General features: G+C 68.8%; 13 protein-coding genes. 5 read left to right on the forward strand and 8 right to left on the reverse strand.

Annotated features, from left to right (window positions below; translation table 11 throughout):
* Positions 1-68: 68 nt before the first annotated feature.
* Entirely contained in the window at positions 69-1,379 is a 1,311-nt protein-coding gene (locus ACIHAO_RS42370) for a lipase family protein (RefSeq protein ID WP_396567908.1), read from the reverse strand.
* Positions 1,380-1,468: 89 nt separating this feature from the next.
* Positions 1,469-2,650, reverse strand: coding sequence for an MFS transporter (locus ACIHAO_RS42375; RefSeq protein WP_396567910.1), 1,182 nt, complete (start codon positions 2,648-2,650; stop codon positions 1,469-1,471).
* A 54-nt stretch (positions 2,651-2,704) separates the two neighbouring features.
* On the opposite strand from ACIHAO_RS42375, the gene ACIHAO_RS42380 reads away from it, so the two are divergent.
* The gene (locus tag ACIHAO_RS42380) at positions 2,705-3,466 is read left to right on the forward strand and encodes an AraC family transcriptional regulator (RefSeq protein ID WP_396567912.1); all 762 of its coding nucleotides are present in this window, start codon (positions 2,705-2,707) and stop codon (positions 3,464-3,466) included.
* 90 nt (positions 3,467-3,556) lie between these two features.
* Here ACIHAO_RS42380 and ACIHAO_RS42385 read toward each other — a convergent pair whose 3' ends face one another.
* Positions 3,557-4,711 (reverse strand): Cys-Gln thioester bond-forming surface protein, encoded by a 1,155-nt coding sequence (locus tag ACIHAO_RS42385; RefSeq protein WP_396567914.1) that lies wholly within the window; start codon positions 4,709-4,711, stop codon positions 3,557-3,559.
* Between the two features lie 326 nt (positions 4,712-5,037).
* Between ACIHAO_RS42385 and ACIHAO_RS42390 the strand changes: the two genes are divergently transcribed.
* Together ACIHAO_RS42390 and ACIHAO_RS42395 are read left to right on the forward strand one after the other, a co-directional pair.
* Complete coding sequence (locus ACIHAO_RS42390) at positions 5,038-6,222, forward strand: PQQ-dependent sugar dehydrogenase (RefSeq protein WP_396567916.1); 1,185 nt, start codon at positions 5,038-5,040, stop codon at positions 6,220-6,222.
* Between the two features lie 119 nt (positions 6,223-6,341).
* Positions 6,342-7,619, forward strand: a complete 1,278-nt coding sequence (locus ACIHAO_RS42395) for an SON protein (protein WP_396567918.1) — start codon at positions 6,342-6,344, stop codon at positions 7,617-7,619.
* An 87-nt stretch (positions 7,620-7,706) separates the two neighbouring features.
* Here the strand turns inward: ACIHAO_RS42395 and argG are convergent, their stop codons facing one another.
* Positions 7,707-9,155: an argininosuccinate synthase gene (argG, locus tag ACIHAO_RS42400; protein WP_125789495.1), complete on the reverse strand. Its 1,449-nt coding sequence runs from the start codon at positions 9,153-9,155 to the stop codon at positions 7,707-7,709.
* A gap of 674 nt (positions 9,156-9,829) precedes the next feature.
* Here argG and ACIHAO_RS42405 point away from each other — a divergent pair.
* The gene (locus tag ACIHAO_RS42405; protein WP_396567920.1) at positions 9,830-11,392 is read left to right on the forward strand and encodes a molybdopterin-dependent oxidoreductase; all 1,563 of its coding nucleotides are present in this window, start codon (positions 9,830-9,832) and stop codon (positions 11,390-11,392) included.
* Positions 11,393-11,480: 88 nt separating this feature from the next.
* Complete coding sequence (locus ACIHAO_RS42410) at positions 11,481-12,158, forward strand: fasciclin domain-containing protein (protein WP_396567922.1); 678 nt, start codon at positions 11,481-11,483, stop codon at positions 12,156-12,158.
* A gap of 61 nt (positions 12,159-12,219) precedes the next feature.
* Here the strand turns inward: ACIHAO_RS42410 and ACIHAO_RS42415 are convergent, their stop codons facing one another.
* From ACIHAO_RS42415 to ACIHAO_RS42430, 4 genes are read right to left on the reverse strand one after another with little or no spacing between them, the layout of a single operon-like run.
* Positions 12,220-12,525, reverse strand: coding sequence for a hypothetical protein (locus ACIHAO_RS42415; RefSeq protein WP_396567924.1), 306 nt, complete (start codon positions 12,523-12,525; stop codon positions 12,220-12,222).
* Complete coding sequence (locus ACIHAO_RS42420; protein ID WP_396567926.1) at positions 12,522-12,917, reverse strand: Asp23/Gls24 family envelope stress response protein; 396 nt, start codon at positions 12,915-12,917, stop codon at positions 12,522-12,524. The genes ACIHAO_RS42415 and ACIHAO_RS42420 overlap by 4 nt, the downstream gene beginning before the upstream one ends.
* Complete coding sequence (locus ACIHAO_RS42425; protein ID WP_396567928.1) at positions 12,907-13,473, reverse strand: anti-sigma factor family protein; 567 nt, start codon at positions 13,471-13,473, stop codon at positions 12,907-12,909. Before ACIHAO_RS42425 ends, ACIHAO_RS42420 begins: the two co-directional genes overlap by 11 nt.
* On the reverse strand, positions 13,464-14,045 hold the full coding sequence (locus tag ACIHAO_RS42430; protein ID WP_396567930.1) for an RNA polymerase sigma factor: 582 nt from the start codon (positions 14,043-14,045) through the stop codon (positions 13,464-13,466). Before ACIHAO_RS42430 ends, ACIHAO_RS42425 begins: the two co-directional genes overlap by 10 nt.
* Between the last annotated feature and the right edge of the window lie 67 nt (positions 14,046-14,112).

Consider the following 14,112-nt stretch of genomic DNA (forward strand, 5'->3'; position numbering starts at 1 on the left):
TTGGGGCCTGCCCGCCCCTCGTGCCGCCACCCCGCCCCCCACCTGCGCCCCCCCCCCCACTTCCGCGGTCAGCCGACCGGCACCTCCGGGGCGAGGGAGTTGCCGGGCGCGATCTTCCCGCAGGTCGACGGCGCGGGCTTGCCCGCGAACCGGTCGTTGAGCCAGCCGATGGCCTGCGGCGCCCAGGCGACGGCCGCCCCGACGTGGCTCAAGGTGTTGTACTGGTCGTACTTGATCGACTTGTTGCCGGTGTCGCAGTACTGGCGCGCGAGCGACCGCACGTCACCGGCGACCATCACCCCGTCGCCGGTCCCGATCCCCGGCGGGTTGCCGAAAGTGCCTTCCACGACACCGTTGTTGCCCTGCGCGATGTAGCCGGGCACGGTGGGCGTCGGTGCGGAGCCGAGGTTGATCTTGTTCACGGCCTCGACGTACGGCAGCACCTTGTTCGGGTTGACGTACTCCGGTTTGACGAACTTCTCCCACGTCAGCCCGGGATAACGGCCGAGCGCGTCGGCGATCGACGCGTTTTCCATGTCCTTGAGCACCTGAAGACCGTAGGAATTCGCGTACGGCTTGAGGTCGATACCGAAGGATCGTGAGACGCCGATGAGTGCCATCGGAATGACGCCGGTCCAGGCGATGCTTCCGTTGACGTACTTGAGGTTGTGCGACGGTTTGACGAGTACGCCGCCTTCGGTGAAACCGACGAGATTCTTGTTGACGTCGGGGGCGTAATCCGGCGCGAGGGCGGCGGCCCAGCCGGTCGCGATGGCGCCACCCGAATAACCGATGAGGCCGAACCGGGTCTTGTCGTTCATTCCCGTTTCCGGTGCCCGCGTCGCGGCGCGGACCGAATCCAGGGTGTTCGTCCCGTATTCCGGCCCGGCGGCGAAGTTCGCCTTCTGGCCTTCGGTGTCGGGAATGACGACGTTGTAGCCCAGCAGCAACGCCGGTGCGATGAAGAGCGACTCGGCGTTGGCGATCAGGCCGCCGAACGAGACATCACCCGCGATCGCCCTCGACGGGCCGTGCTCGGGATTGAGCGAATCGTAGAATGATTGGTAAGAAACGGCTTTCGTGCTGTCGCCGGTGAGGCTGCGCAGCACCGAGGTGACGTTGGCGGACGGCTTTCCCTGCGCGTCGGTGGTCCGGTAGAGCAGCTGGGTCACCTTGAGCGGCGTGGAAATACCGAGGACGTGGTAATTGAGCGTCCGCGTCTTCAAGACCGTTCCGGGACTGTACGAAGACAGTGGTTCGCTGCCGTCGTAGCTGTAGAACGGATCGGTCGCGGTGGCGGCGGAGGCGGCGGGCGCGGCGGCGAAAGTGACGATGAGGGCGATCGCGACGGCCAGCAGACGAGCGGGCTTGCGGGTCATGACTCCCCTTTGAATCATGAAGTGGATCACGTTCAGGATGCTCGGAACCTACCAGCCGGTAACCGATGGTGTACAGGGCCGTACATCATTTATCGACGTGTTCTTGACATTTCTTCTTCCGCGGCCGTTCCGGTTTGGACGGAGCACGGCTCCGGCAGGGTGCGCGTTGTGATCCAGCACAAAAGCGGCAGTGCGATCAGGGGGAGTAGTGCCGTTCGGAGGGAGGTGTGGTCCGCGATGGTGCCGATGACGGGGCTCGCGAGACCACCGATGCTGACCGTCAGGCCCAGGGTGACGCCGCTGGCGGTGCCGACGCGACCGGGGAGGTAGTCCTGGGCCAGCGTGATCTGCAAGGAGAACGGGAGGTACAGGCACACCGCGGCCAGCAGGACGAACGGAAAGAACATCGGGCCCGGCACGAACACGACGCCCGCGACCGCGCCGATGGCGGCCAGATACGACCGGCGCACCACGGTGACGCGGTCCCGGCGCCCGGCCAGCCTGCTGCCCAGCAGGGTGCCCGCGGCGCCACCGAGGTAGAGCAGGAACAGCGCGGCACCGCCCGTCGTCGTGCCGCCGCCGGCCCGTTGCTGGGCGTAAAGCGAGACGAACGTGCTCAACCCGACGAACACGATCGAACGGAAGACCACCGCCACCGACAGCCTCGTGAACGACCTCCAGTCGTCGACGCCCGCGGCGTCCGCCGACGAGCCGCCGAAGCGGGCGGTTCCGGCGAGCGCGCGCAGGACGGGCAGGCAGAGCACGGCGCCCGCCAATGCGGGCACGACGAGCAACGGCGACATCCGGAGCCCGCCGAGGGACATGACCGCGGCGACGAGCACGGGCGCGGCGGCGAACCCGATGTTCCCGCCGAGGGAGAACCAGCCCATGGCCGTATGCCCGCCGCCGGCGATTCTCGCGACCCGCGCCGCCTCGGGGTGGTAGGCGGCCACGCCGATTCCCGACACCACGACGAAAGCGAGCGTCAGCGCGTACGAGCCGGACACCCCGCCGAGGCCGATGCCGAGTCCGCCGAGGAGTGTGGCCGACGGCAGCAGCCACGGCATCGCCCATCGGTCGGTCAGCGCCCCGAACACCGGCTGCGCCACCGACGACAGCAGCGACGCGGCGAGCACGATGCCCGACACCGCCGCGTATCCGTAGGCGCGCTCGGCGGCGAAGAACGGCACCAGCGCGGCGACCGAACCCTGATACACGTCCACGCACGCGTGTCCCGCCGAGAGCAGGACGATCGCTTTGGTCTTCGGCACCCCGCCATGCTCGTCGCGGCCACGGCTGTCGCGCTTCCGATAAAATGACAGACGATGACGGAAATCCGCCACCTGCCCGCGGCGCCGACGCAGGTCCGGTCACTGGCCTCCGGCACGACGATCGACGCGCACCGGCACGACGATCACCAAGTCGTCTACGCCGCCCGTGGCGTACTGGCCATCACCACCGACAGGGGTTCCTGGGTCGCACCCGCCACCAGGGCCATCTGGGTGCCCGCCGGGACCGTGCACGCCCATCAGGCGCACGGCGACCTGGAACTCCGGCTCGTCGGCCTGCCCGCCGCGGTGAACCCGTTGCGGCTGGCCGAACCGAGCGTGCTCGCCGTCGGCCCGCTCCTGCGCGAACTCATCCGCGCGTACACCGACCCGCCACACGACGAAACCCCGGAACGCCGACGGCTCCGCGCGGTCCTGCTCGATCGGCTTCGCGTCTCGCGGCAGCAACCCCTGCACTTACCGACGCCGGAAGATCCCCGGCTGCGTGCCCTGTGCGAGATCCTCAGTGCCGATCCGGCCGACAACCGGACGCTGGCCGCGCTCGGCGCGCGGGTGGGCGCGAGTGATCGCACCCTGGCGCGGCTCTTCAAAGCCGACCTCGGCATGACGTTCCCGCAATGGCGCACGCAACTGCGGCTCTACCGCGCTTTGGTCCTCCTGGCCGAGAACACCCCGGTGACCGCGGTGGCGCACGCCTGCGGCTGGTCGTCCACCAGCGCGTTCATCGACGTCTTCCGCCGCGCTTTCGGGCACACTCCCGGCACGCACTACGACGCGCGCCGGTCCGGCGGGTCGTGACCCACCACGTGCCGATGCCCTTGCCGCTCACGCCCCGACAAAAACGGGGCCGGTCCACAGTGGACCGGCCCCGCTTTCGTCGTTCGGTTCTTACGCCTCGCTACGGCGACGGCGCACCAGCAGCACCATCAGCACACCCGCGCCGAGGAGCGCGCCGCCGATCACCAGCGGCATGGTCGCGGAAGCACCGGTGTTGGCCAGTTCGTCGCCGCCACCCGATTCGGCGCCACCGGGGGTGGTGGGAGCCGGGGTTTCGGTGACGGGCGCGCCACCCTGCTTCCAGCTGGCGGTCGCGTTCGCGACGACCGAGGTCTTCTCGGACTCCGCCACGATCAGGGACTGGGCGGGCACCTTGGCGTAGTTCTCGCCCACGAACAGGCGGCCGGTGTCGAGGTGGCCGCTGACCTTCAGCGTGAAGGAGCCGTTGCCGTCCTTGGCGTCCTTGGGGACGTCGAGGTAGACCTTGGTGCCGTCCTTGATGGCGGCCGCCTTGATCTCCTTGCCGTCGGCGTCGGTGACCTTGACGCCCTCGGGCAGCTTGCTGGTCAGCTCGGTGATGTCACCGGTGGTGGCCACGCTGAACGGGCCGATCCTGGAGCCGGTCGCACCGGAGGCCTTGGCCGGGCCGATGTCGAGGGTCGGCTTCGGCTGCTGGCCGATGCCGACGTTGTCCTTGCCGACGAGGTAGTCGTAGACCGCCAGCACGTCGGCGGACTCTTCGGCGCCCTCGTGGGGCAGCGGCTTCTTGCGGTCGAGGTTCTTGCCGTCACTGAAGTGCCAGACGGCGGCCTGCGTCGCGGTGACGGCCTCCTCGACGGACAGGCCGCCGTTCAGCTTGACGTCCTTGCCGAGCGCGCCCTCGATCTTCTTCACGGCGACCGCCGGGTAGCCGTGGTGCAGCACCCAGTTGATCTTCGCGTTGTTCTTGTTGAACGGCGAAGCGGCGTCCGGGTACTTGTTCCAGGGGCGTTCGATCATGTCCTGGTCGGTGCGCATGCCGACCTCGACCTGCACGCAGTACATCTTGAGCTTGCTGCCGTCGGAGAGCTTCAGCCCGAACAGCTTCGTGACGTAGTTCTGCCCGCCCTCGAAGTTGACGCTGAAACCGTCGGTGCCGCTGCCTTCGACGACGCGGCCGCGAGCCGCGCCGTCGTCCGCGAGGGCGGCCGGAGCCGCCATCGTCAGCGCGACGGCCGCGGTGGCCACCGCGATCCCGCCGCGAACCAGAACTGACCTGCCGTGCATGTGTCTCCCATCCGAATACGGACCACGAATGCCAGTGCCGAATGCGACCACAGGCCCCGACCGCAACGGCTCGCCCAGATGGGGGATGACTAATCCCATCGAGCGAGAGCGGAGCATACAGAGGTCATACATGTGGCTACTCAGGGGTATGGCTCATGTCCGAATTGCCCCGAAAGAAGAGTGAACGGCGAGAAAACGATCTTGGGCGAGTGGGCAACGGGGCTCCGACGGAAAGAAACCGACGAAAAGCTCGCGGATGGAGGTACCGCCGCTGCTCCGGTCGCGCTTGAATTGGACCAGACCATTCAACGGCGATTGGAGTCCACATGACGCGACGGCACCTCCGCCGGGGGTTGTCCCTGGTGGCCGGGCTCGCCTTGGCCGGAGCGCTGCTCCCGGCCGCGAGCAGCGCGGAAACCGTGGAAGCACGGGGTGTTCCGCTCGGCGAGCTGACCGCCACGGCGACCAAGGTCGCGTCCGGGCTGGTGAACCCGACCGCGATCACGGCGCTCGACGACGGGAGCGGCCGGATCCTCATCGTGGAGAAGAGAGGCGTCGTCCGGGCCTACCATCCCAGGACCGGGCTCGCCGCCAAGCCGGTTCTGGACATCAGCGACAAGGTGAACGGCGCGGACGTCGAACGCGGGCTGCTCGGGCTCGCGATCGCCAAGGACAGGCGCGCGTACGTCGCCTACACCCGCAAGTCCGACAGCGCGGTGACGCTGGCACGGGTCCGGCTGGACACCGGGGAGCTCACTGAACTGCTGACCCAGCCGCACGCCGAATTCCCCAACCACAACGGCGGCCAGCTGGCCTTCGGCCCGGACGGGTACCTGTACTGGGGGATCGGTGACGGCGGCGGAGGCGGCGATCCGCTGGCCAGCGGGCAGCGCCTGGACACGCTGCTGGGCAAGATCCTGCGCGTCGACGTCAACCGCGCTTGCCGTCCGCTGCGTTACTGCGTCCCGCCGGGCAACCCGTTCGTGGGTGTCGCGGGCGCGCGGCCGGAGATCTGGGCGTACGGGCTCCGCAATCCGTGGCGGTTCTCCTTCGACCGGGCCGATGGCTCGCTGTGGATCGGCGACGTCGGCCAGGGCCGGTTCGAGGAGGTCGACCACCTCGCGATGGGCAAGGGCGGCGCGAACTTCGGCTGGTCCTGCAAGGAAGGCCCGGTCGTCTTCGACGAGACGCGCTGCAAGGACGGCGTGACCTACACCGACCCGGTCTTCCACTACATCTCCGGCACGGAGGGCTGCGCGGTGATCGGCGGGCACGTCTACCGCGGCAGGAAGTACGCCTCGCTGGCCGGCGGGACCTACCTCGCCACCGACTTCTGCCAGGGAACCGCCTGGGCCGTCCGCAAGAAGACCGACGGCACCTACGAAAGCGCCCGGATCGGCGAGTTCCCGCTCGACGCCACCACGTTCGGCACCGACCTGAACGGCGAGCTGTACCTCGCCGACGAAACACCCGGCGGGCTGCACCGGATCTCGTTCGCCCGCAAGGGCTGACACCCGCTTCCCGGCCGCGTCCGCCCGGCGCGGCCGGGATCCGGCCCCGCGTTTCATCAAGTTTTCATCATCCCTCCATAGCGTCATGCCGTCCGGTGAATTCAGTGATGGAGGGCGACGTGGAGCAAACATTCCCACCCGGAGGCGCGCAGTGGCCGCCGCCGCAGGGCTGGGTCCCGCAACCGGCACCGGCGCCGCCTGCCCGGAAACCCCGGTGGCTGCTGTTCGGCGGTATCGCCGGGCTGGTGCTGGTGCTCCTCGCCGGTCTGACGACCTGGCTGCTGTGGCCGTCGAAAGCGGGCCGCGAACCCTTCGAGCAGGCGTTGGCCGGGCTGTCGTCGGCGCCGGCCGTCCGCAACAGCACGTCCGCGGTCGGCGGGATGATCGAGACGGACGTGAAGACCACCGCGTACGGCGAGACGTCCGGCACGATGTCCTTCCAGGGCAAGAAGATCGAGCTGCTGGTCGTCGGCGGCAAGGTCTTCTTCAGAGCACCCGACGGCCTGCTGCCCGGCTTGGGAGCGGACTCGGCGGGCGCCGAAGACCTCAAGGACCGGTGGATCACCGGCGAGGAAGCGCTGTTCGGCCCGGTCCTGCAACAGTTCGAGTCCCCGGAGAAGCTCGCCGCACGCCTGCGCGAGGCGCTGGAGCGAGCGGAGGAGATCCCAGCCGACCAGAACGAGACCGTCCGGGACGTCCCGGCGCTCAAGGCGAGCACGCCCGCCGGGGACCTGTACGTCTCGAAGGAAGCGCCGCACAGGCTTCTTCGCTACTCCGTGAAGATGCCGTCGGTGCCCAAGGTCCCGACGATGCCCGACGCGGGATCACTGCCGCAGATGCCGCCCGGCGCCGGCCTCGGTGACTCCGATGTGGACGCTTTGACGCCGTCGGAAACCGTCGAAGTCTACGAAAACCTGATGGTGAACACGCAGAAGCTGTCCGACGCCGTCGACACCGGTGTGCGGTTCGACATGGACGGCGCGGCCACGGTGGCGTGCAGCGGTTCGGGCTGCACGGTGACCGCCAACGTGTCCAGCTCCGCCTCCGCGAACAGCGGCGGGAAGGTCACCGGTCAGGTCAACGCCTCGATGACCGCGAACGTGACCATCGGCGGCCGCTCGGCGGGCAGCTGCCGGGAAAAGGCGACCCTGCCGCTGAACGGCTCGGGCTCGATCAGCTGCGTCAACGGCGGGGCCGGCAGTGTCTTCAGTGCCGTCGAAGCGGAGAAGAAGGCGGAGGCCGAAGCGCAGTCCCGGGCCTCGGGCGGGGTGCCGGTCCAGTACCGGATCGAGAGCATCGCGTCGGTTTCCGTCCTGGCCGAAGCGATCGGCCAGGTCGAGATCAGGCGGTTGATCGACGAACTGGGGTACCGGCGGTCCGAGCTCGGCAACAAGTGACCCGATCGAGGGCCTGAACGAAGAACAGCGCCGGGCGAACGGCTTCGATGCCGCGCGCCCGGCGCTTTCGCGTCCCGGATATTCGGGTCAGTCCGTGCCGGATTCGATCGCGGCGTGGTCGAGCAGTTCGTCCTCGGCCGAGGCCTTGCCGCGGGAGGCGATCGCCTGCGCGCCGCCCGCGTCCATCGCCCCGATCAGCCCGGTCGACGCGGCCTGCGCGGCGCCGATCAGCGTCGGATGCCCGCCGCCGACCATGCCGAGCCCGGCGTACTGCTCGAGTTTGGCGCGCGAGTCCGCGATGTCGAGGTTCCGCATGGTGAGCTGGCCGATCCGGTCCACCGGGCCGAACGCTGAATCCTCAGTGCGCTCCATCGACAGCTTGTCCGGGTGGTAGCTGAAGAACGGGCCGGTGGTGTCGAGGATCGAGTAGTCCTCGCCGCGCCGCAGCCGCAGGGTGACCTCGCCGGTGACGGCCGCGCCGACCCACCGCTGCAGCGACTCGCGCAGCATCATCGCCTGCGGGTCCAGCCAGCGGCCTTCGTACATCAGCCTGCCGAGGCGGCGGCCTTCGTTGTGGTAGCTGGCGAGGGTGTCCTCGTTGTGGATCGCGTTGACGAGCCGCTCGTACGCGGCGTGCAGCAGCGCCATCCCCGGCGCCTCGTAGATGCCGCGGCTCTTGGCCTCGATGATCCGGTTCTCGATCTGGTCGGACATGCCGAGCCCGTGCCGCCCGCCGATCGCGTTGGCCTCCAGGACCAGGTCGACCGCGGTGGCGAACTCCTTGCCGTTGATCGTCACCGGACGGCCCTGCTCGAAGCCGATCGTGACGTCCTCGGGCGCGATCTCGACCTCGGCGTCCCAGAACCGGACGCCCATGATCGGGTTGACGATCTCGATGCCGGTGTCGAGGTGTTCGAGCGATTTGGCCTCGTGCGTCGCGCCCCAGATGTTCGCGTCCGTGGAGTAGGCCTTCTCGGTGCTGTCCCGGTAGGGCAGGCCGTGGGCCTGCAGCCACTCGGACATCTCCTTGCGGCCGCCGAGCTCGCTGACGAACGCGGCGTCCAGCCACGGCTTGTAGATCCGCAGGGACGGGTTCGCGAGCAGGCCGTAACGGTAGAACCGCTCGATGTCGTTGCCCTTGAAGGTGGAGCCGTCGCCCCAGATCTGGACGTCGTCCTCGAGCATCGCGCGCACCAGCAGCGTGCCGGTGACCGCGCGGCCGAGCGGGGTCGTGTTGAAGTAGGTGCGACCGCCGTTGCGGATGTGGAAGGCGCCGCAGGCCAGTGCCGCGAGCCCTTCCTCGACCAGCGCGGCCTTGCAGTCGACAGCGCGCGCGATCTCGGCGCCGTAAGCCTTCGCCCGGCCGGGGACCGACGCGATGTCGGGTTCGTCGTACTGGCCGATGTCAGCGGTGTAGGTGCACGGCACAGCACCCTTCTCGCGCATCCACGCGACCGCTACCGAGGTGTCGAGGCCGCCGGAGAAGGCGATCCCGACGCGTTCGCCGACAGGCAGAGAGGTGAGTACCTTGGACATGATGGAAGTATATGCATAGGTGTGTATGACCATGCAAGCCGGGGTGAGCAGGGCAACTCGGGCGGGTGGCGGGCCGGGGTGGTCGTGAGTGGCGATTTCGTGTGATCAGCGGGACGACACGCGTGATCGGATGGACGACACGCGTGTCCTGGCGGACGACTCGCCGCGTGGCCCGGCCGTGCGCGTGTCGTCCATCCAGTCACGCGTGTCGTCCGTTGGCTCACGTGTGTCGTCCCGCTGATCACGCGGGCATTGGGGTCGCGAGTGGCGATTCGGGTTAACGCCAAGGTGTCTCAGGTGTCTACGTGGATTCTGGCTGCGGTTGGTGCCAGGCCAAGTCCGTGAAGGCCTCCTTGAGGGACCCAGAGTCCCTCAAGGAGGCCTTCACGGACTTGGCCGATCGCCACGTTCGCCCCACGTGGACCAGCAGTCACAACAGTGGCGCGTGAAGGCCCCTTCCCTCGGCTCAGCCGAGGAAACTCGACCTTCATACCTAGGCGAGCAAAGACATCGGCCAAGCTCTCGTGAGTGGCGCTCGCGCCCGTGTCCGATTCGTGACCTGTCCGCGGGGGCTTCCGCCACGAATACTTGGTGACCCCCTCTGCGAAAAGCGCCGATTTCCCTTGCTGTAAAAGGAAACCAGTCCAAACGCCCAACGGCTGCGAATACCTGGCATGAAGACTTCGCGGGCCGATCGGGACCAACGCCTCCCCCTCTTCGGAGCGGCGCTGATCGGTGTCGTGGCCCTCGCCGCGGCACTGGCGGCCGGTCATCTGGTGGCCGGGTTCATCAGCGCCAACGCTTCGCCGTACCTGGCGGTCGGCAACGGGGCGATCGATCTGACCCCGATCGAGCTGAAGGATTTCGCGGTCCGCACGTTCGGTGTCTACGACAAGCTCGTGCTGCTCGGCGGGATGGCCGTGGTGATGGTGCTCGCCGCGGCGGCGGCGGGGGTCGCCTCGCGCCGGTCGCCCGTTCCGGGGATCGTGCTGATCGCCGCTTTCGGTCTGTTGGGCGGGTTCGCCGTGTCGCAGCGTCCCGACCTCGATTCGGTCGCCCTGCTCGCGCCGCTGGCCAGCCTGATCGCCGGAGTCGGCGTCTTCTTCTGGCTGCATCGCCTCGCCATCGTGAGGTCCCGAACCGTCGAGGAGGCCTCCGGTGACGCTCCGTCGCGCCGGTCGGTGCTGCTGGCCGGGGCGGGTGCCGTCGTGGCCGCGGGTGCGGCGGGGGCCGGAGGGCAGCTTCTCGCCGGCACGCGAGACGCGGAGTCCTCCCGTGCGGCCATCGGGCGGCTCGTTCCCGCCGAGCCGGCGCCGCCGATCCCGGCGGACGCGGATTTCGCCAAACTGGGCACGCCGACGTTCCTCACCTCGAACCGCGACTTCTACCGCGTCGACACCGCCCTTTCGGTGCCGCAGGTCCGGGCCGAGGACTGGAGTCTCCGTCTGCACGGCATGGTGCGCAACGAAAAGCGGTACAGCTACGACGACATCCGCAACCGGCCGCTGATCGAGCGCACGATCACGATGACCTGCGTGTCCAACGAGGTCGGCGGCACCTACGTGTCCACGGCGAACTTCATCGGTGTGGACCTCGGCGAACTGTTGCGGGAGGCCGGTGTCCTGCCCGGTGCCGAGCAGATCTTCTCCACCAGTGTCGACGGCTGGACGGCGGGCAGCCCGGTCGTCGCCGCGCTCGATCCGGCGCGGGGCGCGATGCTGGCGATCGGGATGAACGGGGAACCGCTGCCGGTCGAACACGGTTTTCCCGCCCGAATGGTCATCCCCGGTCTCTATGGCTACGTTTCGGCGACGAAATGGGTCAAGGATCTGGAGATCACCACCTGGAAAGCGCGCCGCGCGTATTGGCTCGACCGCGGCTGGGGTGAACAGGCCCCGATCAAAACACAGTCCAGGATCGACAGTCCGAAAGGATTCGAAACGGTACCCGCGGGCAAGGTCCGGATCTCGGGTGTCGCGTGGGCGCAGACCACCGGTGTCGAGCGGGTCGAAGTCCGGCTCGGCGCGGGCGGGAGCTGGCAGCCCGCAATGCTTTCCCGTGAGGTGGGCCTCGACACCTGGCGGATGTGGTGGACCGAATTCGACGTCCCGGCCGGCAGTCACCAGGTCACCGTCCGCGCGGTCGACAAATCCGGCTACACCCAGACCGACGCCCGCGCCGGAACCGTTCCGGACGGTGCGACGGGCTGGCATGTCATCAGTTTCACCGCACGGTGATCGGGGTCACTCGAAAGAGTGGCAATCCGATTGCGTGCTGGTTCCGAATACCCGGTAAGAGTCCGAAAAACAAATGGAGTGATTTTCCGTGAACAAGCTTCGTGTCGCAGGAATCGGTTTCACCGCGGTCACCGCGCTGGCCTTGGCCGCCTGCAGCGGCAATGACAGCGCTTCGTCCGGCAGCTCCAGCAGTGCCCCCGCGCCCGCCCCGTCCTCGTCGATGTCGGCCCCGATGTCCAGTGCCGCCTCGGGCGACGGTGTCACCACCAACGCCGACGTGTTCGGCCCGGCGTGTTCGAAGCTGCCGCAGGGCAGTGAGCCCGGTTCGCTGGACTCGATGGGCCCGCAGCCCGTCGCCAGTGCCGCGTCGACCAACCCGCTGCTGACCAAGCTGGTCGCCGCGGTGAAGGCCACCAATCTGGTGGACACGCTCAACAGTCAGCAGGCCATCACCGTGTTCGCCCCGGCGGACCCGGCCTTCGCCGCGCTGGGTGACGCCAAGTTCGCCGAGCTGGCGGGCAAGCCGGACCAGCTGGCCCCGATCCTGCAGTACCACGTCGTCGGGAAGCGTTACGACGCCAAGGGTCTGGAGTCCGCCAAGTCCTTGGAGAGCCTGAACACCGCGGGTGGCCCGGTCAAGATCGAGGGTTCCGGCGAGAACATGACCGTCAACGGCGCCAAGGTCCTGTGCGGCAACATCCCCACCAAGAACGCCACCGTGTTCGTCATCGACAAGGTGCTGACCCCGGGCACCAACAAGAACTAGGTCCCCACCCCCTGATCGCGGTGGCCACGCCCTCGGGCGCGGCCACCGCGATCTTCGTGGGTCAGGGAACGAGCGCGGCGGCGTCCACGTCGGTCACCACGAGACGCAGACTCGCGTTCTCCCAAGGGGTTCCGGTCAGCACCGCGCGCAAGGCGGCCCCGGCGGCCTCCGTGAGCGGCGGGATCGGCACCTCCAGCGCGACGACGCGGATCTCGACGACGTTCTCGGTGATGTCGACGGCCATCACGTCGAGGTCCCACGGCACCGCCGAGGCGGCGGCCGTGGTGGACGGTGTCGCCGCGCGCAGCCCCGGTACGTCGCGGAGCGTGCTCAGCAGCGAAGCGGTCAGTTCGGAATGTGCGGTCACAACAGTCCTCCACGGATTTCGATGTCCAAAATGGACACCGAGACGGCCGACGGGGTGAGCCCGGTCGCCTCGGTGACCGCCCGGCTGACGGCACGCTGCACCGCTTGCGCGGTCGCGGCGGCCTGGTCCAGCCCGGAGAGCGAAAGGTCGATCTCCACCCGAACGCCGTCCTGGTCGACGACCGCGCGGACTCCTTCGGTCGGCGCCGGTTCGAGACCCTTGATCCGCTGCCGCGCGATCCGGGTCAGCGAACCCGCCAGCCCGCGCAACCCGGGTTCCAGGCGTACCACGCCGGGGACCTTCGCCGCGGCGTGCGCGGCGACCGCCGCGATCACCGGCGGGGAGATCACCGTTTCGATCAGTTGTCTGGCAGGGGCCCGCTCAGGCGTCATAAATGTCCTCCACCACCAGATCGAGCCGGGCCAGGCGAAGACCGACCCTGGCACCCGCCGCCGCCGTGACCCGCTCACGGACCACGTCCAGCGAGTCACCGTCGAAATCATGGGCGATCGCCAGGCTCAGTTCCACGTTCACGGCCGTCATGTCGGTGATGTCCGGCGCGGGCAGGACCCGGCAGCGTCGCGCGCGGACGCCGTCCACGGAATCCGCGGCGAACCGCAGCACCGCCGCGACCGCCTGATCGCTCACCTGTACCTCGCCCGGTTCCGGACTGTCCAGCGGCACCAGGTCGCGGCGCCGGACCTCGGCGCGGACCGCGGACATGATGCGGCTGGTGAGATCCGGCGACGGCTCGGTGTCGTCGTCGGCCAGCTCCCTGGTCAGCCCGCGCAGCACCCGGAGGCTCTCGTGGGTCGCCCGGCAGTGCGGGCACTCGAGTTCGTGCGCGTCCGCGTGGCCCGCGTCGACCTCGTCGAGCCGTTCCCAAACCAGTTCGACGTCCCGGCCGCACGGGAGCAAGTAGTCCTGAGTCGCGTGGTTCATCGCCATGGCGCCATCACCTCCGCCAACTCCGCTCGTGCTCGTGCGATGCGTCCGCGCACCGCGGTGGTGGTCGCCCCGATCGCCTTCGCGATCTCCTCGTAGGAGCGGCCGTGGACCTCCCGCAGCAGCCAGCAGGCCCGTTGCTCGGCGGTCAGCCGGTCCAGTGCCCCGGTCAGCGCCGCCAGCTGCGCGCTCGTCTCGGCCGCGCGCTCCGGCCGCCCCACCGAACCGGTGGATTCCTGCTGGTCCAGCTCGACGTCGGCCACCGGCTTCCTGGCGCGGATCACGTTCAGGCACCGGTTGGTCGTCGTCCGGTAGAGCCAGCCGACGAATGCCGCGTCCTCCTGCAGCTGGTCGAGCCGTCGCCAGGCGACGAGGAACACCTCTTGGACGACGTCCTCGGCGTCCCCTTTGTTCCCCAGCATCCGCAGCGCCAGCCGGTACATCGGCCCCTGGAACCGCAGGACGAGCTGCTCGTAGGCGCGGATCTCGCCGTCGCGGGCGCGCGCGACCAGTGTCGCGTCGTCCAGCACCGTTTCGCCGGCCGCGGGCGCGTCACTTCTCGCCGACGTCGTCATCGAGCGCACCTGTGCAGCGCCGTCATGCCGAAGCTCCCTTCACATCACCAAGGTCCGGTGACAATCC

Source organism: Amycolatopsis sp. NPDC052450 (genome assembly GCF_044547565.1).
Classification (GTDB): Bacteria; Actinomycetota; Actinomycetes; order Mycobacteriales; family Pseudonocardiaceae; genus Amycolatopsis.

What these genes read in the sequence shown, in the direction of transcription:
- ACIHAO_RS42370 (WP_396567908.1), bottom strand. Translation starts at nt 1,379, where the DNA reads ATGACCCGCAAGCCCGCTCGTCTGCTGGCCGTCGCGATCGCCCTCATC.
- ACIHAO_RS42380 (WP_396567912.1), top strand. Translation starts at nt 2,705, where the DNA reads ATGACGGAAATCCGCCACCTGCCCGCGGCGCCGACGCAGGTCCGGTCA.
- ACIHAO_RS42385 (WP_396567914.1), bottom strand. Translation starts at nt 4,711, where the DNA reads ATGCACGGCAGGTCAGTTCTGGTTCGCGGCGGGATCGCGGTGGCCACC.
- ACIHAO_RS42390 (WP_396567916.1), top strand. Translation starts at nt 5,038, where the DNA reads ATGACGCGACGGCACCTCCGCCGGGGGTTGTCCCTGGTGGCCGGGCTC.
- argG (WP_125789495.1), bottom strand. Translation starts at nt 9,155, where the DNA reads ATGTCCAAGGTACTCACCTCTCTGCCTGTCGGCGAACGCGTCGGGATC.
- ACIHAO_RS42405 (WP_396567920.1), top strand. Translation starts at nt 9,830, where the DNA reads ATGAAGACTTCGCGGGCCGATCGGGACCAACGCCTCCCCCTCTTCGGA.
- ACIHAO_RS42420 (WP_396567926.1), bottom strand. Translation starts at nt 12,917, where the DNA reads ATGACGCCTGAGCGGGCCCCTGCCAGACAACTGATCGAAACGGTGATC.
- ACIHAO_RS42425 (WP_396567928.1), bottom strand. Translation starts at nt 13,473, where the DNA reads ATGGCGATGAACCACGCGACTCAGGACTACTTGCTCCCGTGCGGCCGG.
- ACIHAO_RS42430 (WP_396567930.1), bottom strand. Translation starts at nt 14,045, where the DNA reads ATGACGACGTCGGCGAGAAGTGACGCGCCCGCGGCCGGCGAAACGGTG.